The following is a 22638-nucleotide window of genomic DNA, read 5'->3' as shown; positions in this document are numbered from 1 at the left end:
TCGCTAGCCTCAAGGCCCAGTTGGTCGATCGGACTGCCGAAGGGATCTGCAAGCCCGGCATTGGACACGAGAAGGTCAGGCTCTTGGGCTTCAGTTACATCACCTATCCAAGAGGCGACCTTCTCGAAAGCACGGGCGATCTGTTTGTCGTTGGCGCGACCAATCGGATGAAGAGTTTTCCGGCGCTATGCGGGGCAGGGGCGATCAGGCTGCGGCCGAAATCTTGATCATGTCGAGTTCCGCAATGGTGAATGCGCGGATATGTTCGCCCAGATCCTCGCGCTCCAGTGCCAGGGCAAGGTTCGCTTCGATATAGCCCGCCTTAGAGCCGCAATCGAAACGGCGGCCCTTGAAGGTTACGCCATGGAAAGGCTGCCGGCCGATCATGGAGGCCATGGCGTCGGTCAACTGAATCTCACCTCCTGCGCCCTTTTCTTGGGTTTCGAGGATTTTCATGACCTCGGGCTGCAAAATGTAACGACCGGGTAGGATGAGGTTGGAGGGCGCGGTGCCCAGCGCGGGCTTTTCGACGAGGCCCTTGACCTCGGTCAGCACGCCGTCACGCTTGCCGGGGTCGATGACGCCATAGTTGGGCGTATCGGCCATTGGCACTTCGAGCGCGCAGACGAGATTGCCGCCGACCTGGTTGTAAGCATCGACCATCTGCTTGAGGCATCCCCGGCCCGGCGCACCCTTCATGAATTCGTCAGGCAGCAGGATGGCGAAGGGTTCGTCGCCGACGATGTCGCGCGCGCACCAGATGGCGTGGCCAAGGCCAAGCGGTTCCTGTTGGCGCAGGAAAACCGCGTTGCCAGGCGCGAGGCGTGTGCCTTCCAGGGCGGACAGGTCCTTGCCGCGTTCGCGCTGGATGGCTTCGGCCTCAAAGGCCATGTCGAAATAATCCTCGATCGCGCCTTTGCCGCGGCCGGTGACGAAGATCATTTGTTCGATGCCCGCTTCGCGCGCCTCATCGACGGCATATTGGATCAGCGGGCGGTCAACGACGGGGAGCAGTTCCTTGGGCACTGACTTCGTTGCGGGCAGAAAGCGCGTACCGAGACCTGCGACAGGGAACACGGCTTTGCGGATTGGTTTGTAGGACATCATTCCCTCACATCCGTAGGCGGACGACGATCGTGATCATTATCGCCTCACTTCACAATTTCAGATCCGTTAACTGGCGCAGCCGGTCCAGACGATCGGTGTTTGCGCCGCACTGTTTCAATCCTTGTTCCAGTTCGACCACCTTTGCGGCGACCAGGAAACGATACCAATAGCCTTGCAGAAAATGATAAATGAGGCCTTCCCGGCCGTCGAGGAATCCCAGCTTGATGATGTAGCGATAGAAGAAGAAGAGAGCCGGTCCTGCAAACAGGGGCATCCGATTATAGATGTTCGTCTTGATGAACCGCTTCACCCGCGCCTGCGCCGATCCAAGGTTCCTTTCTCTATCCTGTCCGAACAGGCCGTAACGGGCGTTCAGTATTTCCACCGCTTCCCGCGTGGCGTAGGAATTATGCTTCGCCGTGAAGAAGCTGAGGTCGTGCAGGCATATGTCCGCGAACCCGCCCCTGGCCGTGACGGTGCGGCCGCCCCAGGTGACGATATGTTCGTCCATCCAGCGATCCTCGACCCGCCCATGGCCGTTGCGCCACAGCCGCAGCAGGACGAGCGGGTAGCGGCCGCCATGCCTGATCCACCTGCCCATGAAGATATGTTTGCGCTTGAAATTGACGGCGACGACATCCTCTGGAAGTGAAGGGAGGTCCCGCATGAGCTCCTCTGCCAAGTCAGGTTCGATCACCTCGTCGGCGTCAAGCCGCAATATCCATGCCGAACGCACATCGCCATGGTCGAGCGCCCATTGAAACTGCTTCGCCTGGTTGACGAAGCGGTTCTGGAGAACACGCGCACCCGCATTGCGGGCAAGCTCGATCGTCTGGTCGGTGGAAAAGGAATCGACCACCAGAATGTCGGAAGCGATCGAACGGACACTTGCGATGGCGCGCTCTATATGGCGTTCCTCGTTGAAGGTGAGGATGATAACCGACAGCGTGGGCATCGTGGGTACGGCGTGCCTCGCCGACAGCTTCGGGCTGTAGTTCATGCCGCCGCCCGGCGCGTCGTGGATGAGGCGGAGTCAAGCTCCCCCAGCAAGTCCGCCCATTGCTCCCCGTAGCGATCATAGCCGCCCAGCAATTCGATACGCCTGCGTGCCCGCTGGCGCATCTCGCTGGCGGCGACACGGTCCTGCGCAAGGTCCTGCATCGCTTCGAGCAGGGCTTGTGTGGAACGCGCGGGCACGATGCGGCCTTCCACGCCATCGGTGAACAGATTGAGAGCACCGGTGTTAGCTGAGGCGATGACGGGACAGCCGCACGCCATTGCTTCGGCCATGACGAGGGCGAGCCCTTCTTCCAGGCTGGGCAGCACCATGACGTCTGCGCTGCTGTAATGGCCGGGAAGCGAGATATTAGGGACAGAACCGAAAAAATCGACCGAGTCCAGCGGCATTTTGCGCAGCAGCGGTTCGACCTCCGGGTCGATGGCGCCGATGATCTTCAACCGTTTGGTGGGGTGGGGCAGAGCGGCGAAAGCCTGAAGCAGATAGGCGATGCCCTTGCGTATGGTGACATTGCCCACGAACAGTACCGTAAAGGCATCGCGATCGGGCTCCCCGGTCGGTGCGAAGCGGTCTAGCCGCCCACCATAGGGAATGATCCGAATGCGCTCTGTGGGGACGCCGGCATCAATGAAGGTCTGAAAGCAGAATTGCGACGGGACGGTTATGATATCCGCATTGGCGTATTCCGCCTCTTCCTTCGCAACGACCTTGGGATCGATGGGCTGGTAGGGGATGTCCCAGCGCGCATATTCCTCTTTCAGAATGGAGTCTTGGAACCGGATATGGGTCGAGCCGCGATCGCAGACATGCGCGCCGCCCAGTGCCTGTGCGCGCCGGCCGGCCTGCAATCCTCCGCTCGACAGGCCCACCAGGATCGTTGGTGCGTCGAGGCTCGCTGCCACTCGGCGATCAATCGCCTCTATCGCCCGCCAATGCATATAACGGCGCACCGATGGAGCCGCGCCGATGACGGGCAAGCGGGGCGCGGCTTGAGCCGGAACATAGAACCACGGGAAGCTGTGAATCTTGTCCGGGGAAATTCCGCTCTCGTCCTTCAGCTTGAAGCGTGGATAGCCGCTCCATATCGCAGCCAGCCTGCCGCGCTGCTCCAGCTGGCGGGCAAGATGGAAATGATGGAAGCGCCCCAGCGCAACCTGCGTGACCGGCATCATGCGCTATGAGCCTCCCGTGCGGTAAGCGGGGGGTGCGGGAGCCGGATCGCATGCCGAAGCGCCTGGCTGAGGACAAGGATCGCGCCGTGGACCGTCAGCATGGCGGCGGCGGCGCCGTTGAGGCCGAAATGGAGGGTGAAGACATAGCACAGGCCGATACCGGCCAACGAGATGAGCAGCGACAGATTGGCAAAGGTCACATGGCGGTTGATCGATGAAAGGGGGGTCGCAATGGAACTCCACATCATTTCCGCCGCTACCGTCAGGATGACCATCAGGAAGAAGGGATCGACCGCCGATACCTGGCCATGGGTGTAGAGTCGCATCAGCGGATCGCGGAACAGGTAGAGCGGCACGCTGAAGGCTATGATCGCGGCCAGCCCGGCCCGTTGGTGATAGCGCAGCACCTTGTGCAGCATCGCATGATTGGCGCGGCCGAAAGCGATGCTATATTCACCCTGCACCGTGCCGTTGAGCAGATTGGTGATCGCCGTGCCGGTGCGAGCGAGTGTGCGTGTGGTTGCGAATGTCACGACCGCCGCGGGACCGATCAGCACGCCGATGATCATCAACGGCGCCTGGATCAGCATCGACTGTGAGATGGGCATCAACATGAAGGCGAGGGCGGGCTTCAGCAGGCGCTTGATCTCCGCCGCGCTGCTTTTCGCATGGCCGAGCGAAAGCCAGGGAGAGGCCTTTCGCAGCCAGAGATAAAGACCAACGCTGCCGAGCAATTTTGTGATGAGCGCGGCGGCTGCGGCGGCGACCAGTCCGCCGCCGAGCAGTGCGGAGCCGGCGACCGCCAGTCCTTCGGCGAGGCGGGACAGGGCACCCCAGCTGGCCTCCATAGCCAGCCGGTTCTCGCAGCGCACGCCGCCGCAGATCAGCAGGAAATATTGGTAGGAGACGACATTGAGCAGCAGCAGGATCAGCACCGCGCGGGCGTCGCCATTGGCGTATTCGCCAAGGTTCAGCGCATGCGACAGATCGACGCTGCAAATCAGCAGTACGGACAAGCCGATGAGGCATGGCATGACGAGGTTGAGCAGCGCGAAGACGCTGTGGAAGGTACGCAGCGCTTCCTCGCGCCGCCCGCCCGCCACTTGCATCAGCATTTCATTTTTCGCGATCAGGGTGAAGCCGAAGTCGCTGAAAGTGAGATAGGTGGGCACCGCCGACAACAACAACCAGACGCCATAGCTTTGCTTACCCCAGGCATAGAGCAGCACCGGCACCAGGCCGATCTGTAGGATGATGGTTGTCGCCTGGTTAAGGAACTGCGCCGACATGACGCGGGAGAGACGACGGCCCGCTTGTGTCGACAATGCCTGGGCGATGCGGCGCCTCATGCGACGGCCCGCGTCGAAGGGGCTGCCTGCGCACTCAGCGCCAGGTTCAGCATGGAACTCATCAGGCTTTCATTGAAATGATCGTTGCGGAGGGCGCGGGCCCGGCCCGCCTGGGCTATGCGGCGACGGCGCGCGGGGTCTGTCAGCAATTGCCGGCAATGATCGATGCATTCCTGCGCGTCGGACCAGAAGAGCGCCTCCCGCCCTTCCTCATATAGCTGGAGATGTTCAGGCGTGCGTTGGCCGCACAACAGGCTGCCAAGCACCGGGATCTCCATTGAGCGCGTTGTGTGTTGATCGCGATTGCCCTGAGAGAGGAGGGCAATGGAGATGTCGGCTGCCGCCACCGCTGCGTCATACGCCTGCGGCGTCAACTCACCCAGCGTGATCAGGGGTTCCAGCGCGGTATATTCAGGAGCTTTGTTCCAGCGCGGGCCGAAGATTTGCAGCGGCAGGCCTGCTTGCGCCAGCTTCAGGAGAAAGGCGCCGCGCTCTGGCATCCAGGTCCCGACGAAGGAAATGGACGAAAGATAAGGCTTCTTCGCTTCTTCCTGGGGCAGCCGGTCAGGATCGCGCAGCGGATCGTCGGCGGCAAACCAGACCCGATGCACCCGCCGCGCACCCGCAAGCTTTGCCTGCGCGACATTGCTCTCACGCGGAACGAAAAGGCAGTCATAATGTGGGACCGCGCCGAGGAACGCACGCCAGCGGCCGCCATCACGCCGGACATAGGGATTGTCCGGATTGTAGTTCACGACGATGGGCGCGAAGCGGCGGAGCATCTGAACCGTCTTTCCGTCGATCAGTTCGCCGCTGTCGATATAGGCGAGGTCGAATGCCTGATCGCCTGCGCATGCCGCTATGTGGCTGCGGACCAGTGCGCCGAAGCCGAAGCCGCCGGTCTTGAACGACCAACTGCGCGCGAGACTGCCCAAGGGCAGGGCGGCGAAGGGATCGACCGCCTTCACCCGGTGTCCCAACCGGCCGAGGGCGAGCCGCCGTGCGCGGCAGGTTCCGCTGTCGGGGCCGATATAGAGGATGGAATGGGAGTGCGTCATCGCGCCGCCTGCAATTGCGTGGCCGGGTAGGATGACCCCGCCAGGATGAGTCTGGCCGCTTCGACCATATCGGAACAGATTGGTTTACCGGTCGCCTTCGCCCAGTCGCTGTGGCGTGCACCTTCGCCGGTCAGCAGCAGGATCGAAGAAGCGCCGACCGCGTCACCCAGTTGCAGGTCCGACCTTTTGTCACCGATCATCCAGCAGCGGCGCAGATCGAGCGAGAAATCCTGCGCGGCATGCAGCGCCAGTCCGGGCAGCGGTTTGCGGCAGTTGCAATCGTCGCTGGGCGCGTGGGGACAGATATACCAGCCCGCGACGCTGATATCGTGCGCGGCCAGTTGTTTGGCGATGGCATGATTGACATCGACCAGATCGCTCAGGCCGTAATAGCCGCGCCCGACGCCGGACTGGTTCGACAGGATGATCAAGGGAAGCCCGACGGCCGTCAGGAGCCGCAAGCCGTCGATCACGCCTTCCTCCAGCCTGATGCAGGCGGGGTCACTGACATAGCCGGTGTCGACGTTGATCGTCCCATCCCGATCGAGCAGCACGGCTGCGCCCATGACATCAGGCATGGGCGCACCGCGACAGTGCGAGGGCGCGGGCGGCTACATGGCCGACGCTGATGTTGCGTACTCCGCTCATGTCCTGAATGGCTCCGCAATGGTCGCCATAGGGATGCCATTTCCGGGGCGGATTATTGTCGCCAAAAAGCCCGAGCGTCGGCGCTCCCGCCGCTGCCGCCAGGTGCATAGGCCCGCTGTCATGGCCGATGAAAAGCGCCGCCTTCGCCAGGACAGCAGCCGACTGCCGCGGGCTGAGCGGACCGCACAGGTTCAGCCTTTCCGCTGGCCAGCGGCGCAGCAGTCGTTCCGTTGGCGCGAAATCGCCCGCGCCGCCAAGGCCGACCAGTGGCAGCCCCGGCATTTCGCCGCCGAGGCGGGAAAGCAGCGCAGTCCAATTTTCTTTGCCCCAGTCATTGGCGGGCAGCTTGGTCCCTACGCTGATGGCAAGGAACGGCTTGCCGCCAAGGGGAGCGAGAGCTTCTTGCCCCTTTGCTATTTCGGCCGGGGTGAGGCGCAGATCCCAATTGTTCCGGTCTGCAAGGTCAAGAGCGCCGAGATCGGCGATGGTGCGAGCCAGGCGTTCGGTCTCCGGCTCGATCGTAGCGCCATCCGCCTCTATGCGGTTGTTGTGGAGGTCGGGCGTGACCGGTGCGCCGATCACCTTGCGAATGCCCGCATAGCGAAAGAAAGTCAGGTCTCGCGCGACTATGTCCAGTCCGCGGCCTGCGGCGAGGTAGATCATGGTGCGTGCGCCAGTTGCGCGAATCTTCAGCAGCAGCCGGATCAGTTGGGCGCGTGACCGCTCTCCCACATCATAGGCGATGGTTCGATGGATGAGGCCGCTGCCGCCGATCACCGCCTCCAGCGCAGGCGCAGCGCCGGAAACCGGATTGTTTGTCAGCACCACCCGCTCGTTGTCCGGAAAGTGCCGTGCGATCTGATGAAAGCAGGGGAGCGCGACAAGCGTGTCGCCGAGGCTGCCCAGCCGGTAGATGAGGATTGGTCTGCTCAAGAGATGGCCGCTCCCGTCAGGCCTGCGTCACCATTGCGTAGCGCCGCCTGGACGATCGTTCGCGACGTGCTGCGGTCGGGAAGAAGGTCGAAGGTCACGACGCGACCGCCGCGCGCGTGCACGATGTCGGCGCCGACGATATCCTCCAACTTGTAATCTGCGCCCTTGATCAGCAGGTCGGGCTGCAACGCCTTGATGGCCTCCAGGGGCGTGTCCTCCTCAAAGATCAGCACCTGATCGACGAAGGCGAGCGCGGCGAGGATCTGTGCGCGATCCATCTCCATGTTGAGAGGGCGGGCCGACCCCTTCAGCCGTTTGACCGACGCGTCGCTGTTAAGGCCGACGACTAGCCGGTCGCATTGGCTACGGGCGAACTCCAGCAGCTTCACATGGCCAAGATGCAATATGTCGAAACAGCCGTTGGTGAAGCCCACGGTCAAGCCCCGTGCCGCCCAATCCTCCCGCTGGACGCGGGCGGAACGGAGGGTGCGCACCTTGCCGCTGGGGATTTGCAGATGCTGCTCGGCGAGGCGGTTCAGTTCTTCCTGCACTTCGGAGATCGACACAGTGGCGGTGCCGCGTTTGCCCACCACGAGGCCGGCCGCTGCATTGGCCATTCTGGCTGCGTCATCCATCGTCATGCCGCCGCCAAGCGCGATGGCGAGGGTTGCGACGACGGTATCGCCCGCGCCTGAGACGTCGAAAACCTCGCGTGCGCTGGCTGAGATATGGAGGGGAGCCTGATCTCGCCGGAAGAGTGACATGCCCTGTTCGGAGCGCGTGAGCAGGATGGCGTCGCACTGCGCCATGGCGAGCATCTTCAGTCCAGCGGCTTCGGCTTCGGCATCGTTCGTGATCATCATGCCAGTCGCTGCCCGCGCTTCGTTGATATTAGGCGTCAGCACCGTCGCGCCAGCATAGCGGGTGAGATCGCTGGACTTGGGATCGATGATGACGGGAACGCCGGAAAGGCGCGCCGCCGGGATCAGGCGGCGCAGCAATCCATCGGTGACCACGCCCTTGGCATAGTCGGAAATTACAAGAACATCTCGCGATTGCAGCATTTCTACCGCACATGCGTAAATTCGATCCTCGGCGGATTTCGATACGCTATGGACGCTTTCATGATCGGCGCGTAGCAGCTGCTGCCCCTGCGCGACATAACGGGTCTTTTCTATCGTCGGGCGCGCATCGTCATTTATTGGTACGAAGTGGACATGATCAAATTCCGACAAGGAACCGATCAGATCTGATCCGACCTTATCATTGCCTATGACGCCAATCAGAGAACATTCGCCGTTCATTGCTGCGATGTTGCGCGTAACGTTCGCTGCACCGCCAGGAACGCTCTCCGTCCGCTCTATTGCGATTACAGGGACCGGACTTTCCGGTGATATCCTGGTAACTGCGCCATATATGAAACGATCCAACATGAGATCGCCAACGCAAATAGTTCGGACAAATGAGAAATCTTTCGGCCGAATCATAACAATGATGCTCCGTTCATGCCGTTGGTCATAATCGTGCTTCAAAATTCATTTATTAGCAAGTGCACAAATGGCCAGATTTTGTACCCATGAGTGTTTCAAAATCGTCCGATTTGTTCTGCGGTGCGGTATCGCTATTCAATAACGGTGTTCGCCGCCTTTTCGGCCGAGGCGGTGGTCCTCCAATCTTCGAAGAACTCCCCGCGTCCCGATGTGCGCGCCGCGCTGATCACTGTGCCGCCGCTTCCTGTCCCGATCCGATATGCGACGTCGCAATCGGTGCAGCTATTGCGTTGAAAGATCGTCCCAAGCACGCGGGGCACGGTCATCGGTTCGTAGCGCGTGTTATTTTCCACCCGCATCATCGCAAAATATCCTTCATTTCCGGCATATTCCTCCGAATTGGGCGTGAAGGGTGGATTGTGCGCCGTTATGCTGTTGTCGCGGAACCTGATCCCCATCATCGCAATGCCGAAGGCGCGTGCGTCCGCGTTCACGAACATCGATGTCAGGTAAGAAGGCCAGGAGAGGGTGAGGTTTTTCACCTCATTATCGAGAATATCGACATCGTAGATCGGGTCGAACATACCCGTATCGAGATTTTGATAGGAGCGCAGGTAGACGCCGCCACTTTCCAGGAAGTGGTTTCCGCTGATCAACACATGACGAATGGCGGTTTGATAGAGCCACACGCCGCGTGGCATCTGGCTGAAAACATTATCCTTGATCAGAGCCTTTTGCAGTCCCCAGACGAAGGCCGCATATTTGCTGGTCGCGTCGGGGATGCTGTTCCATGGATGGTCGACAGTCAGCACCGAGCCGTTGGCGCTGCGTACCGAGCGGGTCTGTCCCGCGCCCCGGCCTGCGACTATCGCGATCCCATAATTGCCGGGCAGTTGCGAGAAGGGACCGAGCTTTGCTGAAAACCTGCTGTCAGTGATGCTGTTGGCGTCAGCGGCCTCGACGGTCCCGATGCTTTCCGTTCGGATCGCTCCGCCCCCTTCGGTCAGGATCGCTTCCCCGTCATTGCGGGTGCGATTGGTGATAGGGCCATTCACCGTGTCGAAGACATTGCCGATGATCGCAATCCCGGACGCGAAATCGACCGTCATCATGTGCAGCGCGCCAGCTTCGTCCTGGCGGCTGGCGTCGCGGCGGAACAGGTTCTTGCCGATATAGCTATTGCGCGTGCGTTCGAACGCCGCCGCGCCCATGACGAGACGTGTGACGTTGTTTTGGAAAATCAAGCCATTGGAATCGCTGAACAGATAGGGTGACTGCTGGTTCATGCTGCCGGTCTGGTTGAAGGTGCAGCCGGTCACGAGGGTGTTTTCGTTGCCGTCAAAAAAAGACTGGCGCTGCGTACCGAAGTTCATCGTCACATTTTGCAGCAGCAGGAAACGGCTCTTGTGAAGAATCGGTCCTTCCGACGCGCCCGCGTTGGTGAGGGTGAGATCTCGGATCGCGATCACTTGTTTCTGGATGGCGGAGAGCGGGTAGTCGCTGCGGTAGAGAAGCTGCGTCGCATTCTGTCCCGCGCCCTGAAGGACGATGTTGCTGGGGAGGACTATGCTGCTGTCCAACGTGCAGACTCCCGCGCTTAGCGAAATCATTCCCCCGCCGCTCCGGGCGAGTGCGTCTGCCTGCGTCTGGATGGCTTGCGACGCGGACCTGTTCCCGCTGCAATCCACCTGCGCGATCCGGCCAAGAAGGGGGGCGAAGAGATCCAGCCATCCTGCTTCCCCACCGAAGATGTTGTGTCCTGCACCAGCCACGATCTCTATTGTCTGATCGGCGGTAGCTGGAGCCAAGCCGCCGCCATTATCGACCCGCACCGCTACAGCTTGCTTTTGGGTCAGGTTCGATGGCGCCCTGACCACGAGCATTTCCGGGCCGCTGGCGGCGAGATCGACAGAGGCGGCTACCCCATCTACGTCAACGCGCGGGGTGTATGATGCGAGCATGAGATTGCGGCCAAAGATGCGGAACGCACCACCTGGAGCGGTTGCAATACTGTCAAAATTGTAGATGATCGGGGCGTTCAACGAGACCGTCGCGCTCGACAAGGCGCCGCTTACAACGCGGACAGCCAGAGCGGGTCCTGCATCGGCGGGGATTTCAGCGGCTAGCCAATCGCCCACGTGATTGACGATGCGCAGCCGCCTTTCAGGATTGGACCCGGATGACTGCATCACCACGGCCGGAGCGGGGCCGAAATTCTCGCCCTGCAAATAGATGATGTCGCCTGCCTGAGCCGATTGCGGCGCGTTGAAGATGATGGGCGCGGTGGACGAGGAGGGGGAGGTGTTTGGGCTTTCGGTTCCGGCGCCGTTCGCACCGCCGACAATATTGGAGGAGGACCCGCCACAGGCGGTCACCAGAATGACGCTGGCGCGCAAGGCTCCGCGCCAGATGCTATCGCGCGTCTGGGAGTGTCTTAAACGCAGCATCAATTGGCGAAAAATCCTCAAATTTCCTCCAAATATTTATAGATATAATATTTTGTAAAACATATTCACGAGTAGATCAGGTTGGGAAAATAATGTTATTAATAGTTACTTTTACACTGACTTAAAATGAGCTATTTATAGAGATATTTACTTGAGGAGGCGTTACATGCAGATTCGATATCCAGCGGCGGCAATGATGTCTTTCCTCCTGGCGTCCTGCGGCAGTTCCGAAGGGGGGCGGCAGACACTCGGCGATGTTTGCGGCCCTTCGCCTTCGGTCAGTGCGGAGGGGCAGGAGAGCAAGCCATTGGCCGGAGCCGGCAAAGGTAAGTTGCAGGCCGCAGGGGACAATCTGGGCGAGGTTGTCGGGCAGATGTCCTGGCACCTGTGCAACGCGCGGGCCAATGGCTGGATCGACGATGCTTTCTACCGCAAGGAAAGTGTAGCGCTGCGTCAGGCCATCTTCAGCAAGCTGGGAGTCAGTGCCCCCGAGGCCGCGAGCACGCCCGCAGATGGCGGGAACGATCAGACCGCCGAATCGAGCGAGGACATCCGCAAACAGGCCTGCCTGAAGGCGGCGGGAAGCGACCCGGCGGCAGTCCAGGCCTGCCAATGAAACAGAGGAGGGGGCGCATGGCACGGGCCGCGCCTCCGCCCATACATCGGTGAATGTGTGAGACATCGCCGCAGCCGTTCAATAGCGATACTGCATCAGTTCTCGGTCATATTTGGTGAGAACGGCGCCGCATAGCCTGGCGCCATTCTCATCCAGCCGCTGGACCGCTGCGCGCGCCTCGCGCGCCCTGGCGCCATTGGCCTCCACCACGAATACCGTGGCCCCGGCCGCCGAAGCGAGGGCGATGGCGTCGGCAAGCAGGAGTACCGGCGCGCTGTCGATGACAACCAGATCATAGCTTTGCTCGGCTGCGGCGATGATCGAGGCGAGCACCGGCTGCGCCAGCAGCTCGGCGGGATTGCGGGTCGGCTGCCCCCCGGTGAGGACGTCCAGCCGATCCGCCACGCTATAGCGGATTGCATCGTTCAGCGTCGTTTCACCCGCCAGGACGCTGGCCAGCCCCTTGTCATTAGGCAGGCCGATGGCGCGGTGGAGGGTAGGTCTGCGCAGATCGGCGTCGATGAACAGCACGCGCCGCCCGCTGCGGGCGAAGTTCAATGCGACGGCGTAAGCGCAGGTCGACTTACCCTCCGATGATCGGCTGCTGGTGAACAGCAGCGATCGTGGCACGCCGCCGGACGATGTGCGTTCGACCGCCAGCCGCAATGACCAGAAGGCCTCGGAGAGCGATGAGCCTTCGATTACTTCCGTCATCGACAAGCGGGACGGGTGTGAAGGAATGGTCGCCAGCACCGGCAGATCAAGCGCGCTGGCCACATCTTCGGGCGAGCGGATGATGTCATCAAGTCGCGAGCGGACGCCCACCAGAACGAGAGCCAGCGCAAAGCCGGAAGCGAGGCTGGAGAGAAGCGTCATGGTCGTCCGCGGGGTGAAAGGCCGGTTGGGAACCTCCGCCCGATCGACGATCGAGATATTATTGGCGGTCACGCCCGCTGCGGCGCTTACTTCCTTGAAGCGTTGCAGCAGCCCGTCATACATCAGACGATTGGTATCGACCTCGCGCCGTAGGATATTGTAGCCGATGCTCTTGTTCTGCTCCTCGACCGTGCGCGTCTTGAGCGATTCGAGCTGGCTGGCGAGGGCACGCTCCTGGTTGACCGCGATTTCATAATTATTGCGCAGGCCGCCCCGAATGGTTTGGGCGATCTTCTGCACCTCGTTGTTGAGGGCGGTCAGCTCGGTTGCACGGTCGCGCATGCCCGGATAATCCTCCCTGAATTTCTCCCGGTCCCGGCTGTAATCGGCGGTGCTCAGCGCGCGTTTTTCGACAAGTTGCTGTACGGCAGGATTTGTCATCACTTCCGGCATGTTCAGCGCGGGGGTAGCTTGCGCCTGACGCCAGCGCCGTTCCGCTTCGATCCGTTCAACCTTGGCGCGGCCCAATGCGGAATTGATGTCCATGAGGTTCGAAGAGGTGAGCATGCGCACGCCATCCTCCGTGCCCTTGCCACCCGTGGCGTCGATCAGGCGGGTTCGGCGGGCATAATCGACCACCGCCACTTCGGATGCTTCGAGACGCTTCTTGGCCTTTCCGAGTTCATTTTCCAGGAACGTGCGGGCATAGCTGGTCTCGCCGAAACGGCGTCCCAGATTATATTGGATGAATTCTTCGGCATAGGCGTTGGCGGCGTCCGCCACGAAGCGCGGATCGCGGTCCGTGATGGTGATCTGCGCTACCCGCGAATCTCGCGGCAAGGTGAGGCTCATCGATGATTGCAGCTTGGCGATGGCGGCTTCCTCCCGCTCCTGCGGGGAGAGGATGCGGCCGTCTGGCCCTGGCGGGATACGTGAGGCAAGGTTGAGCTTCTTGACGACCAATTGCGCCATGGCGCGGCTGTTCAAGAGGCTGAGCTGGGTCTGGAGAAAGCGTTCGGCCTCCTGCGATCCGCTCGCCTGCCTGCCGTCTTCGCTGTTGAGAACCTTGGCCGACTGCTCCTCGATCTGCACGGTGGCTGTCGCGCGATAGAGCCGCTCAGCGCGCATAACGATGACCACCCCGATCAATAGCGCGATCGCCACCACTCCGCCGATGAGGTGGACGTTGCGCCGGAGCAGATTCCAGATCGCGGGGAAGTCTATATCTATGCCTTCGCTACCGCCGTCATCGTCGCGGCGGGGGCGTTGGGTGATCTGGTTTGGCGCGATGGTTGCCATGTGCCTGTTCCTTGTCGCTCCCGTCGGAGCTTGCCAAAATGTCGATCCGGTCAGTTGTTGAGTTGCGCGAATATGCCGAGCAGCGGCGCCGCCAGCAGCGCATCGCGCCATGCCGCCTCAAGATGGTTGATGCCCACGACGACCTTGTCCCCTCCCAGTAGCGGCGGGTCAGTCATTTCTCCGCGTCTGATCTTGCGCATGTCGAACAGCGCGGCCGTCTGCTGTCCGCCGATCGTGCGCAGGATCGTCACCTGTTTCTGGTCCGCGATCCGGGTAAAGCCCTTCGCAAGGGCGACGGCGTCCATCAGGCTGGTGTGGCCAATCAGCTTGAACTTGCCCGGTTCGGTAACTGACCCGATGACGGTGACGGTATTGGTCGCGGATTCCTTGACGAAGACTGTGACTTGCGGATTGACGAGGTAGCGGCGCAGTCCTTCGGCCATTTCGGCGGAGAGGACCTGGGGTGCTTTGCCCTGCGCGTCTATCGTTCCGAGCAGCGGGTAGGAAAAATGTCCGGCCGGATCAATGCGAATGCCCTGAAAGCTCAGTTGCTGCACGTCATAGACCTGGATGTCGATCAGGTCGCCCGCCCCGATCACAGTCTGGCCCGGTGTGGCTGCTGGCAGGGATGTCGCCGCCATCGTGGGGTCGGACCGCGCCGCGCTCGCCACGTTCGGTGTGATCAGCGCAGCGGCAAGCAGCAATGTTGCTCTTGTGGTAGCAACGCCATAGCGGCCGCCATGTCCCTGTCGATGTCGCTGCATGCCTTACACCTTTGCTTACATCGCGGCCTGGCCGCTTTGTGCTTTCGGTTATCCGTGACGATCCAGAGCGCTGATGACGATCAGGCATCGGCCGAATCTGTATAATCGTGAATGCTTTATGGAATAAAGATCTGGAACTGCACGAACCCACGATGTGCTTATGGCAAAATCATATCGACCGATATGAACGCCCCAGATACCACGTTCGACTATGTTGGAGAGACGTGAGATCATCGATAATTCTCTCATCCAGATTCGATCATGTTTCCTATACTGGTCTTGTCAGGCCGCCAGCGCATTTACATTTTCCAGATACCATCGATAGGTCTGCTCAATGCCCTCGCGCAGACTGATCCGTGGCGTCCATCCCATGCTGTTGATGCGAGCCGACGACATGAGCTTGCGTGGCGTGCCATCGGGGCGGGAGGCGTCATATTCGACAGAGCCGGTGAATCCCGTTACGTCACGGATCAAGGAAGCCAGTTCGCTGATGGTGACGTCCGAGCCCGAACCGATATTGACGAACTGATCGCCCGAATAGGATTTCAGCAGAAACAGGCAGGCCTCGGCGCAATCATCGACATGCAAAAATTCCCGCCGCGGCGTGCCTGTACCCCATAAGGTGACGCTGTCCGCACCTGACCGCTTCGCATCGTCAAACTTACGGATCAGTGCGGGCAGCACATGGCTGGATTCGATGTCGAAATTGTCCCATGGCCCATAAAGGTTGGTTGGCATGCCGGAGATGAAATCCGCGCCATGCTGCTGGCGAAAGGCTTGGCACAGTTTGATCCCGGCGATCTTGGCGATCGCATACCACTGGTTCGTGGGTTCGAGCGCGCCTGTCAGCAGCGCTTCCTCCACAATCGGCTGGGGAGCGAACTTGGGAAAGATGCAGGACGATCCGAGAAACAGCAGCTTCGATACGCCCGCGCGAAAGCTGCCCTCTATGACGTTGGTTTCGATGACCAGATTGTCATAGAGGAAGTCGGCCGGGAAGCGAGAGTTGGCCAGGATTCCACCCACTTTCGCAGCGGCCACGATGACCGCGTCGGGCTTGCGATCCTCTATCCAGGAGCGCGTGGCCGCCTGATCCTTGAGATCCAGTTCATCGCGGCCGACGGTCAGTATCTCGCAGTCCTCGCTTGCCAGACGGCGCACGATCGCGCGCCCGACCATGCCGCGATGGCCCGCGACCCAGACTCGTTTGTTGTGCAGTGTGAAGCTCATCACGCGTCCTTTTGGATCTTTTCGTAGCGCATGACCTTCAGATCCTCGCGCATCATGTCCGCCACCAGCTCGCGCACCGACGTTTCATGATGCCAGCCAAGCTTCGTCTGCGCCTTGGTCGGATCGCCGATCAGCAGATCGACCTCCGTCGGACGGAAGTAGCGCGGATCGATTTCGACCAGGCATGTGCCGGTGCGCGCACAAAGACCCTTTTCGTCCACGCCCTTGCCGGTCCACCGGATATCGACGCCTACCTCGGAGAAGGCCATCGACACGAAGTCGCGCACCGTCGTCGTCTCGCCAGTGGCGAGCACATAATCGTCGGGTTCGTCTTGCTGAAGGATCAACCACATGCCGCGCACATATTCGCGCGCATGGCCCCAGTCGCGTTTTGCGTCGAGATTACCAAGATAGAGCTTTGACTGACGCCCCAGCGAGATCGCCGCCGCGGCCCGGGTTATCTTGCGGGTGACGAAGGTCTCGCCGCGCAGCGGGCTTTCATGGTTGAACAATATGCCATTTGACGCATGCATGCCATAGGCTTCGCGATAGTTGACGATGATCCAATAGGCATAGAGCTTTGCCACCGCGTAGGGCGAGCGAGGATAGAAGGGCGTTGTCTCGCGCTGCGGCACTTCCTGAACAAGGCCGTAAAGCTCTGATGTGGAAGCCTGATAGAAGCGAGTGGCCTTCTCCATCTTGAGGATACGGATCGCCTCAAGGAAGCGCAATGTCCCCAGGCCATCGGCATTGCCCGTATATTCGGGCGTGTCAAAACTCACCTGAACATGGCTTTGGGCGGCAAGATTGTAGATTTCGTCCGGCTGGCAATGTTCGACCAGGCGTATGAGGTTCGACCCGTCTGTCAGGTCTCCATAGTGGAGGAAGAAGTTTCGGTCTGGTTCGTGCGGGTCCTGATAGATGTCCTCAATACGTCCGGTATTGAATGACGATGATCGGCGCTTGATGCCGTGGACATGATACCCTTTGTTGAGCAGGAAGCGTGCAAGATACGCACCGTCCTGACCCGTTATGCCCGATATGAGAGCGGTCCTTTTAGCCATGTTGTAACCCCAAAATCACATAAGGAAGGCTAAGCTATTTCATCCGTTTGGATGTTATTGTGCGACCACTTCCATTTTGATTTTATCGGTAACCTTGCCTCTCTCCTGAATCGTCTCGAGCATGACGCGCTCAAGATCTTTCACTGCACTGTTCAAATCGTAGCGGCGCGAAAACGTCGCTCGCGCTGCATCTTCCATCAGCCTGCGCTGGTCGTCGCTAAGCGACGTCCACCTCTGCAACAGGGTGGTGACTCCCTCTACCGAGTCTGTTTCAACAAGCCCCGCGCCGTCATCCGCAACTTCGCGCCAGATATTGACTTTATCGCTGATGAGGACAGGGCGCGCGCAGGCCAAGGCTTCTGCGATGACAATGCCGAAATTTTCCTGATGAGAGGGCAGGATGAATGCATCACAGCGCCGGAACGCCCCCCATTTGGCGTGACCCTTGAGCATGCCAGGCCAATGGATGCGACTCTCGACGCCCTCCTGCCGGGCCAGCTCCTTCAAGCGATCACGCAGGCCGTTGTTGTCGGGGCCTGCGATGACAAGGTCAAAGCTCGTTCCAGGATTGAATCGCAGCCATGCGGCGTAGCCGCGGATAAGCAGATCGACGCCCTTCTTCTCATGAATGCGGCTGAGGAACAGCAGGAAGGGGCGATCGCCAAGACCGGGGACATGATCATCGAAAGCAGCAAGCTGCGTCTGGCTTGGAATAGGGACATCGGCCGTTCCAAAGGCGACAACCTGCTCGCGTGCGGAATAAGGCCAGTAGCTGCGCCTCGCGAGTCGGCGTTCCTCCTCACAGGTGAAAAGTACCCGGTCCGCGTGGCGGACGAGCACGCGCTCATTTACCAGCCACAGCAACTGTTTCATAAATGATTTCAGCGGATTGGCGTGCTTGAAATAGGGGTCGAGCATGCCATGGATGAAAACGATGTAAGGCGTCCTTCCGCGAGGCAGACCAAGGCGCGCGGCGAGTGTCGCGACATTCCATAGGCCGGAAACCACCACCACGTCATAATCAGCCAGACGCCGACGCATCCAGCCAAGCGCAAGCGGGAGATCCAATATAACGCTGGCGAACTTCCCGAGCCAGCCGGATCGCGGCCGACGCGCGAAGGTGAAAACATGGGCGTTCAGGTCGGTCGCGCTGCTCATGGAGGCGTGATCGAAGGTCAGGAAATCCTGGCTGTGGCCGCGCAGCGCAAACGCATGGCCGGTGCGCACCGCATGCTCAATCGGTCCACCGTCCCTTGAATCAGCAGATGCGATAACATGAAGAATACGCACTCGACGTTACCTTCCATGCTGAATTGCTGCTTATTTTTGCGATTGCGCAGTCACCTATGCTGCAACGCAGCGATAACACTCTTTCCTGGGAGTGGTAAAGGGCTGTTAACCAAAATGAGGCAAACTGAACGATCGAAGGGCTACCTTTAGATATATTTATCTATGTTTCCAAAGTGATAGATCAACATCGTTCGGTTGCACATAACCAAGACACGGTTACTAAGCATCCAGATTCTTCCCCTGCTTCTCAAGAATTTTGCCTGAAATTTGTTCGGGATAACGTAACGATTCGTGAGGAGAAGAAGACTTTATCAGTGTTAAAATAGACGTTGACTTGTGCTTGCGAATCAAAGAAGGTTCAGGAGTCAACAAGCTCTAGCGAAAATGCCAAACAGGGCAGCTGGACGGTCGCAATATAAATAAAGACCATGACGTTACAGCGTTTTATAACAATAGGCTAACAAAAGCGCGCTATGTCGCGGCGCGGTTGTTAATCATCGACATTTTGGGTGCAAAGCAACAATATGTTGCTGTGTGCGCTCGATCCATGACGATGCCTATGGCCGCGGCAGAACTTAGAACATGAAAATGGGTCGCTCCAATTGAACAGAACGCACGCTTCGGCGTGAATGATAGATAGTTCGGGAGAGGATTAGCGTCGTTCAATATTGGGGTTTCCCATGAAAGTGCTAATCATCGGGCTCAATTACGCGCCGGAACCTATTGGTATAGGTCCCTACACACGCGACATGGCGACATTTTTGGCGCAGGCGGGAACGCAGGTCTCCGTCGTATCTGCTGCGCCTTATTATCCCCATTGGCGGGTGGCGCAGGGGTATAGCCGCTTTCTCTATCGCCATGCGGTGGAGGAGGGCGTCTCTGTAACCCGTTGCCCGATTTATGTTCCAGAAAATCCAACGGGTTTCCGGCGCATCATCCATCATCTGAGCTTCGTGTTCAGCGCGCTGATCCCGGTGATGCTGAACATATTGTTCCAGCGGCCTGATGTGGTGATCGCAATCGCGCCCTCCCTGATGTCGGCACCGCTTACGCGCATGGCGGGGCGGCTTTCAGGTGCGCGAACCTGGGTTCATGTGCAGGATTTCGAGGTGGAGGCCGCCTTTGCGACGGGCCTTGTCGCGCAGGAAGGCCGCGCTGCCCGGCTCGCGCTCGCATTTCAATGCTGGGCCTTTCGCGGCTTTGATCGCTACAGCAGCATTTCGCCGCAGATGTGCGCTAAACTTGCAAGGCTGCTTCCTTCCTCAGCGCAAGTGTTGGAGGTGCGCAACTGGGCGGACATGAGCTTGGTCGAAAGCAATTCCGACGACCGGGCCTATCGTGCCGAGTGGGCGCTCGACGGCAAGCAGATCGCGCTATATTCCGGCAATGTCAGCCGCAAGCAGGGCATCGGCATTGTCGTTGACGCGGCCCGCAAGCTGAAGCGGCGCGACGACATTCGCTTCGTGATTTGCGGAGAGGGGCCGGAGATGATCCATCTCGCCGAAGCGACCCGCGACCTGCCTAACGTGCTGTTGAAAGGATTGCAGCCACGCGAGCAGCTAGGATCGCTGCTGTCACTCGCTTCGGTGCACCTGCTGCCGCAGATCGAGGGTGCCGCAGATCTGGTATTGCCGTCAAAGCTCACCAACATGCTCGCCTCGGGCCGGCCGGTGATCGCTACCGCCAGAGCCGAAACCGGTCTGGCCTGGGAGATAGAAGGGTGCGGCTTGGCGATTCCGCCGGGCGACGCAGACGCCTTTTCTGCTGCGGTCGAGGCGGTAATGGACTCGCCCGCCATGCGTTCTGGCCTAGGCGAGGTGGCGCGGCAGCGGGCGCGTGAGCGCTGGTCCAAGGCCGCCATCATGAGTGCGGTCCAGGCGGAGCTTTCGGCCCTTTGCATGCGCGATCTTCCCAAGACAGCGGACACAATCACCGACGCAGCAGTCAGCTAAGCGGAGGGACGGCGCATGATCCGCCCCGCACCCCGCACCACGTCCTTCGATGAAGGGGTATCGCGATGAGGTTCATCGACGTATCGCGGCCCGGCCTGCGCATGCTGCTGATCTGCTCGACCGGCGCTGCGATGCTGGTGCTGGCGCAGATCATCATAGAGCCGTCGGTCGTGAACATCTATTGTTCGATTTTATGCGCTGTCGCCGGGGTGGCGACGACCATCCATTGCCTCAGGCGCAAGACGGTCAGCCGGTTCCCGATTTCCAGCATGGCGGTGATGGGTTTTGCGGTCACCACCTATGCGTTGCCGCTCCTGGCGCAGACGATGAGCTGGCGGCCACTAATCTACAATTTGCTGGTTCCGCGCGAAGTCTTTGAAGCAACGGTAGCCTTTCAGGCTGTGGTACTGGCCGCTCACATCGTTTACACGAATGCTCCGGCTTTGCAGGCGCCATCGCGGTGGCTCGCCCGGCGGGTGCTGAAGCCGATCTGGATCTTTCGCATTCCTCGGCCGGTCGAGCTGTGGGCGTTGGGGCTACTCGGCATCGGCGCCACATGGGTTTCGCGCATCATGTTCGGCGATGCGGTTGAATTCGGAAATGTCGGAGGCAAGTTCCTTCAGGCGCTGGTCCCTTTCATTGTCGCGCCTTTCTTCATACCGCTTCGCCGCTATTTCTTCGATCGTGACATCGTAGATCCGCCGGGGACCATCCCTATGCTGAGCGGCTATTTCGCGCTGGTGCTGGTGACTGCCCTGTTCTTCAACGCACGAGTCATATTCGCGGTCTGCATCTTCACCGTGCTGCTATCGATCCTGATGATGGCGGCGATGGGCCGTGTGCGTTTTTCCCGCCGGGCGAAGGTCATGATCGCGGTTGGCGTGCTGGTCGCGCTGCCGATCGCGGGCGTGGCGCAGGATCTGGCGACTGCGATGCAGGCCGGGCGCCTGCTGCGCGGTCAGGCAACCCCGGCGGAAATCGCGATGGAAACGGTGCGGGCCTTTGGCGACAAGGCGCGGTTGGAGGCGATGCGGCGCGATGAAGCCAGCATGACGATGGAATCGGGCTTTAGTGGAATTTCGGAAATCTATCTGGAAAGCGAGTTTTTTCAGCGGCTGACCTATACCAAATATACCGACCTGACCATGGCGGCTTCGCTGCGCCTATCCGACTTTCAACAGTCGCAGATCAGACGCGATGCCTACGAAGGTATTATCAGCATTTTGCCAACACCTATCATTAATGCATTGGGACTGTCGGTGGATAAGGCCAATCGCGGTTTTTCCACGGGTGACGTTTATGCGAACCTGGCGTTCAACGAAGATCTGGGCGGCTATCGCACCGGATCATCAATCACAAACACGATCGACGTCTTGAGCGTCTTCTGGCCGCTAGTTGTGTTCGCGATCTGCATTCTGATGTTTATCGAGTTCGACAGCTATTCGCTGATGCATGATGGCCGGTTGCTGATATCGGCGATTTCCTTTGTGCTGCTATATGAAATCGTCGCGCGGGGACTGGTCTACGAGTCCTTCCGCAGCCTCGTTGAGAGTGCGAGCCGGGCCTATATTCAGGCGATCTTTGTCTACACCATTTTGACACTCGGCATCCGCTTGGCGCTCGCGCCGTTGGCGGGCCTCCAAGGGCAAAGGAATCTGGGCCATGGCTGAAATCTTGCGCGAATGCCCGGCGCCGCTCGACGCGCCCGATCGTTCCAAGATATTGAGCGCGCGTGACACGACGCCGCTGACGGGGGGGGCGAGCTTTTCGCTGGCGAACCGGCTGGAGCGTCTTGCCTGGCAAATCTGCTGGACGCTACTCGCGCGCTGGACGCCGCCGATGTTCAGTCCGTGGCGCATCCTGTTGCTGAAAGCCTTCGGCGCTCAGGTGGAGAAGGGGGCGGCGATCGCGGCCAGTGCGCTCGTCTGGTATCCCCGGCATCTGCGCCTGGGCGCCCACGCGACGCTGGGGCCGGGTGTCAACTGCTACAGCATGGCCATGGTCAGTATTGGGCGGCGAACCATCATATCGCAGCGCGCCCATCTGTGCGCGGGATCGCATGATGTCGCAGACCCGGACTTTCAGTTGATCGCCCGGCCGATCACCATCGGCGCGGACGTGTGGATCGCCGCGGAAGCCTTTGTAGGTCCGGGCGTTCAGGTAGGCGACGGAGCGGTACTTGGCGCTCGCGCCTGCGCTTTCACCGCGCTTAAGCCCTGGACCATTTACCGGGGGAACCCGGCGGCGATCGTTCGGCCTCGTGCGCCGCGGCAATGTTGCGATGCTTCCAGCGCCGTCATGATCCCCCTGAGAAAGAATTAGCGT

General features: G+C 60.1%; 18 protein-coding genes. 4 read left to right on the top strand and 14 right to left on the bottom strand.

Annotation, left to right across the window (positions count from 1 at the left end):
• Positions 1–204: 204 nt before the first annotated feature.
• From ET21_RS0112985 to ET21_RS0112945, 9 genes are all read right to left on the bottom strand, one after another.
• Positions 205–1104: a UTP--glucose-1-phosphate uridylyltransferase gene (locus ET21_RS0112985; protein WP_030540052.1), complete on the bottom strand. Its 900-nt coding sequence runs from the start codon at positions 1102–1104 to the stop codon at positions 205–207.
• Positions 1105–1156: 52 nt separating this feature from the next.
• Positions 1157–2107 (bottom strand): glycosyltransferase family 2 protein, encoded by a 951-nt coding sequence (locus tag ET21_RS0112980; RefSeq protein WP_237751562.1) that lies wholly within the window; start codon positions 2105–2107, stop codon positions 1157–1159.
• On the bottom strand, positions 2104–3297 hold the full coding sequence (locus tag ET21_RS0112975; protein WP_051768173.1) for a glycosyltransferase family 4 protein: 1194 nt from the start codon (positions 3295–3297) through the stop codon (positions 2104–2106). The genes ET21_RS0112980 and ET21_RS0112975 overlap by 4 nt, the downstream gene beginning before the upstream one ends.
• Positions 3294–4646, bottom strand: coding sequence for a lipopolysaccharide biosynthesis protein (locus ET21_RS0112970; RefSeq protein ID WP_150113425.1), 1353 nt, complete (start codon positions 4644–4646; stop codon positions 3294–3296). Before ET21_RS0112970 ends, ET21_RS0112975 begins: the two co-directional genes overlap by 4 nt.
• Complete coding sequence (locus ET21_RS0112965) at positions 4643–5704, bottom strand: glycosyltransferase (protein WP_037470951.1); 1062 nt, start codon at positions 5702–5704, stop codon at positions 4643–4645. Before ET21_RS0112965 ends, ET21_RS0112970 begins: the two co-directional genes overlap by 4 nt.
• Positions 5701–6282, bottom strand: coding sequence for an HAD-IIIA family hydrolase (locus ET21_RS0112960; RefSeq protein WP_051768172.1), 582 nt, complete (start codon positions 6280–6282; stop codon positions 5701–5703). The genes ET21_RS0112965 and ET21_RS0112960 overlap by 4 nt, the downstream gene beginning before the upstream one ends.
• Positions 6275–7285, bottom strand: coding sequence for a glycosyltransferase family 9 protein (locus ET21_RS0112955; protein WP_051768171.1), 1011 nt, complete (start codon positions 7283–7285; stop codon positions 6275–6277). Before ET21_RS0112955 ends, ET21_RS0112960 begins: the two co-directional genes overlap by 8 nt.
• Positions 7282–8772 (bottom strand): D-glycero-beta-D-manno-heptose-7-phosphate kinase, encoded by a 1491-nt coding sequence (rfaE1, locus tag ET21_RS0112950; protein ID WP_030540045.1) that lies wholly within the window; start codon positions 8770–8772, stop codon positions 7282–7284. Before rfaE1 ends, ET21_RS0112955 begins: the two co-directional genes overlap by 4 nt.
• A gap of 134 nt (positions 8773–8906) precedes the next feature.
• Positions 8907–11171 (bottom strand): hypothetical protein, encoded by a 2265-nt coding sequence (locus ET21_RS0112945; protein WP_030540044.1) that lies wholly within the window; start codon positions 11169–11171, stop codon positions 8907–8909.
• A gap of 358 nt (positions 11172–11529) precedes the next feature.
• On the opposite strand from ET21_RS0112945, the gene ET21_RS0112940 reads away from it, so the two are divergent.
• On the top strand, positions 11530–11838 hold the full coding sequence (locus ET21_RS0112940; RefSeq protein ID WP_021238900.1) for a hypothetical protein: 309 nt from the start codon (positions 11530–11532) through the stop codon (positions 11836–11838).
• 78 nt (positions 11839–11916) lie between these two features.
• Here the strand turns inward: ET21_RS0112940 and ET21_RS0112935 are convergent, their stop codons facing one another.
• The 5 genes from ET21_RS0112935 to ET21_RS0112915 all read right to left on the bottom strand — a co-directional run bounded on the left by ET21_RS0112935 (position 11917) and on the right by ET21_RS0112915 (position 18361).
• Positions 11917–14013: a polysaccharide biosynthesis tyrosine autokinase gene (locus tag ET21_RS0112935; protein ID WP_030540042.1), complete on the bottom strand. Its 2097-nt coding sequence runs from the start codon at positions 14011–14013 to the stop codon at positions 11917–11919.
• A gap of 50 nt (positions 14014–14063) precedes the next feature.
• Entirely contained in the window at positions 14064–14777 is a 714-nt protein-coding gene (locus ET21_RS0112930; RefSeq protein ID WP_081796390.1) for a polysaccharide biosynthesis/export family protein, read from the bottom strand.
• Between the two features lie 282 nt (positions 14778–15059).
• Positions 15060–16007: a GDP-L-fucose synthase gene (locus ET21_RS0112925; RefSeq protein ID WP_030540040.1), complete on the bottom strand. Its 948-nt coding sequence runs from the start codon at positions 16005–16007 to the stop codon at positions 15060–15062.
• Positions 16007–17071, bottom strand: coding sequence for a GDP-mannose 4,6-dehydratase (gene gmd, locus ET21_RS0112920; protein WP_030540039.1), 1065 nt, complete (start codon positions 17069–17071; stop codon positions 16007–16009). The genes ET21_RS0112925 and gmd overlap by 1 nt, the downstream gene beginning before the upstream one ends.
• Positions 17072–17125: 54 nt before the next feature.
• The gene (locus ET21_RS0112915; RefSeq protein ID WP_030540038.1) at positions 17126–18361 is read right to left on the bottom strand and encodes a glycosyltransferase; all 1236 of its coding nucleotides are present in this window, start codon (positions 18359–18361) and stop codon (positions 17126–17128) included.
• Positions 18362–19041: 680 nt separating this feature from the next.
• Here ET21_RS0112915 and ET21_RS0112910 point away from each other — a divergent pair.
• The 3 genes from ET21_RS0112910 (at position 19042) to ET21_RS0112900 (ending at position 22635) form a co-directional block, all read left to right on the top strand.
• Positions 19042–20313: a WcaI family glycosyltransferase gene (locus tag ET21_RS0112910; RefSeq protein WP_030540037.1), complete on the top strand. Its 1272-nt coding sequence runs from the start codon at positions 19042–19044 to the stop codon at positions 20311–20313.
• 131 nt (positions 20314–20444) lie between these two features.
• Complete coding sequence (locus ET21_RS0112905) at positions 20445–21983, top strand: hypothetical protein (RefSeq protein WP_156029170.1); 1539 nt, start codon at positions 20445–20447, stop codon at positions 21981–21983.
• On the top strand, positions 21976–22635 hold the full coding sequence (locus ET21_RS0112900) for a putative colanic acid biosynthesis acetyltransferase (protein WP_021238908.1): 660 nt from the start codon (positions 21976–21978) through the stop codon (positions 22633–22635). The genes ET21_RS0112905 and ET21_RS0112900 overlap by 8 nt, the downstream gene beginning before the upstream one ends.
• Positions 22636–22638 lie beyond the last annotated feature (3 nt).

It is taken from the genome of Sphingobium sp. DC-2, from assembly GCF_000722555.1.
In the GTDB taxonomy this organism is placed as follows: domain Bacteria; phylum Pseudomonadota; class Alphaproteobacteria; order Sphingomonadales; family Sphingomonadaceae; genus Sphingobium; species Sphingobium quisquiliarum.
The sequence above is the reverse complement of the archived record's forward strand: the minus strand, read 5'-3'. Positions and strand labels throughout refer to the sequence as shown.

Bases quoted from the DNA above. Each gene is read 5' to 3' on its own strand.
- ET21_RS0112935 (WP_030540042.1), bottom strand. From the start codon at position 14,013: ATGGCAACCATCGCGCCAAACCAGATCACCCAACGCCCCCGCCGCGAC.
- ET21_RS0112900 (WP_021238908.1), top strand. From the start codon at position 21,976: ATGGCTGAAATCTTGCGCGAATGCCCGGCGCCGCTCGACGCGCCCGAT.
- ET21_RS0112905 (WP_156029170.1), top strand. From the start codon at position 20,445: ATGCTGGTGCTGGCGCAGATCATCATAGAGCCGTCGGTCGTGAACATC.
- ET21_RS0112980 (WP_237751562.1), bottom strand. From the start codon at position 2,107: ATGAACTACAGCCCGAAGCTGTCGGCGAGGCACGCCGTACCCACGATG.
- ET21_RS0112970 (WP_150113425.1), bottom strand. From the start codon at position 4,646: ATGAGGCGCCGCATCGCCCAGGCATTGTCGACACAAGCGGGCCGTCGT.
- ET21_RS0112965 (WP_037470951.1), bottom strand. From the start codon at position 5,704: ATGACGCACTCCCATTCCATCCTCTATATCGGCCCCGACAGCGGAACC.
- ET21_RS0112925 (WP_030540040.1), bottom strand. From the start codon at position 16,007: ATGAGCTTCACACTGCACAACAAACGAGTCTGGGTCGCGGGCCATCGC.
- ET21_RS0112960 (WP_051768172.1), bottom strand. From the start codon at position 6,282: ATGCCTGATGTCATGGGCGCAGCCGTGCTGCTCGATCGGGATGGGACG.
- ET21_RS0112930 (WP_081796390.1), bottom strand. From the start codon at position 14,777: ATGCAGCGACATCGACAGGGACATGGCGGCCGCTATGGCGTTGCTACC.
- rfaE1 (WP_030540045.1), bottom strand. From the start codon at position 8,772: ATGATTCGGCCGAAAGATTTCTCATTTGTCCGAACTATTTGCGTTGGC.
- ET21_RS0112985 (WP_030540052.1), bottom strand. From the start codon at position 1,104: ATGTCCTACAAACCAATCCGCAAAGCCGTGTTCCCTGTCGCAGGTCTC.
- ET21_RS0112975 (WP_051768173.1), bottom strand. From the start codon at position 3,297: ATGATGCCGGTCACGCAGGTTGCGCTGGGGCGCTTCCATCATTTCCAT.
- ET21_RS0112910 (WP_030540037.1), top strand. From the start codon at position 19,042: ATGAAAGTGCTAATCATCGGGCTCAATTACGCGCCGGAACCTATTGGT.
- gmd (WP_030540039.1), bottom strand. From the start codon at position 17,071: ATGGCTAAAAGGACCGCTCTCATATCGGGCATAACGGGTCAGGACGGT.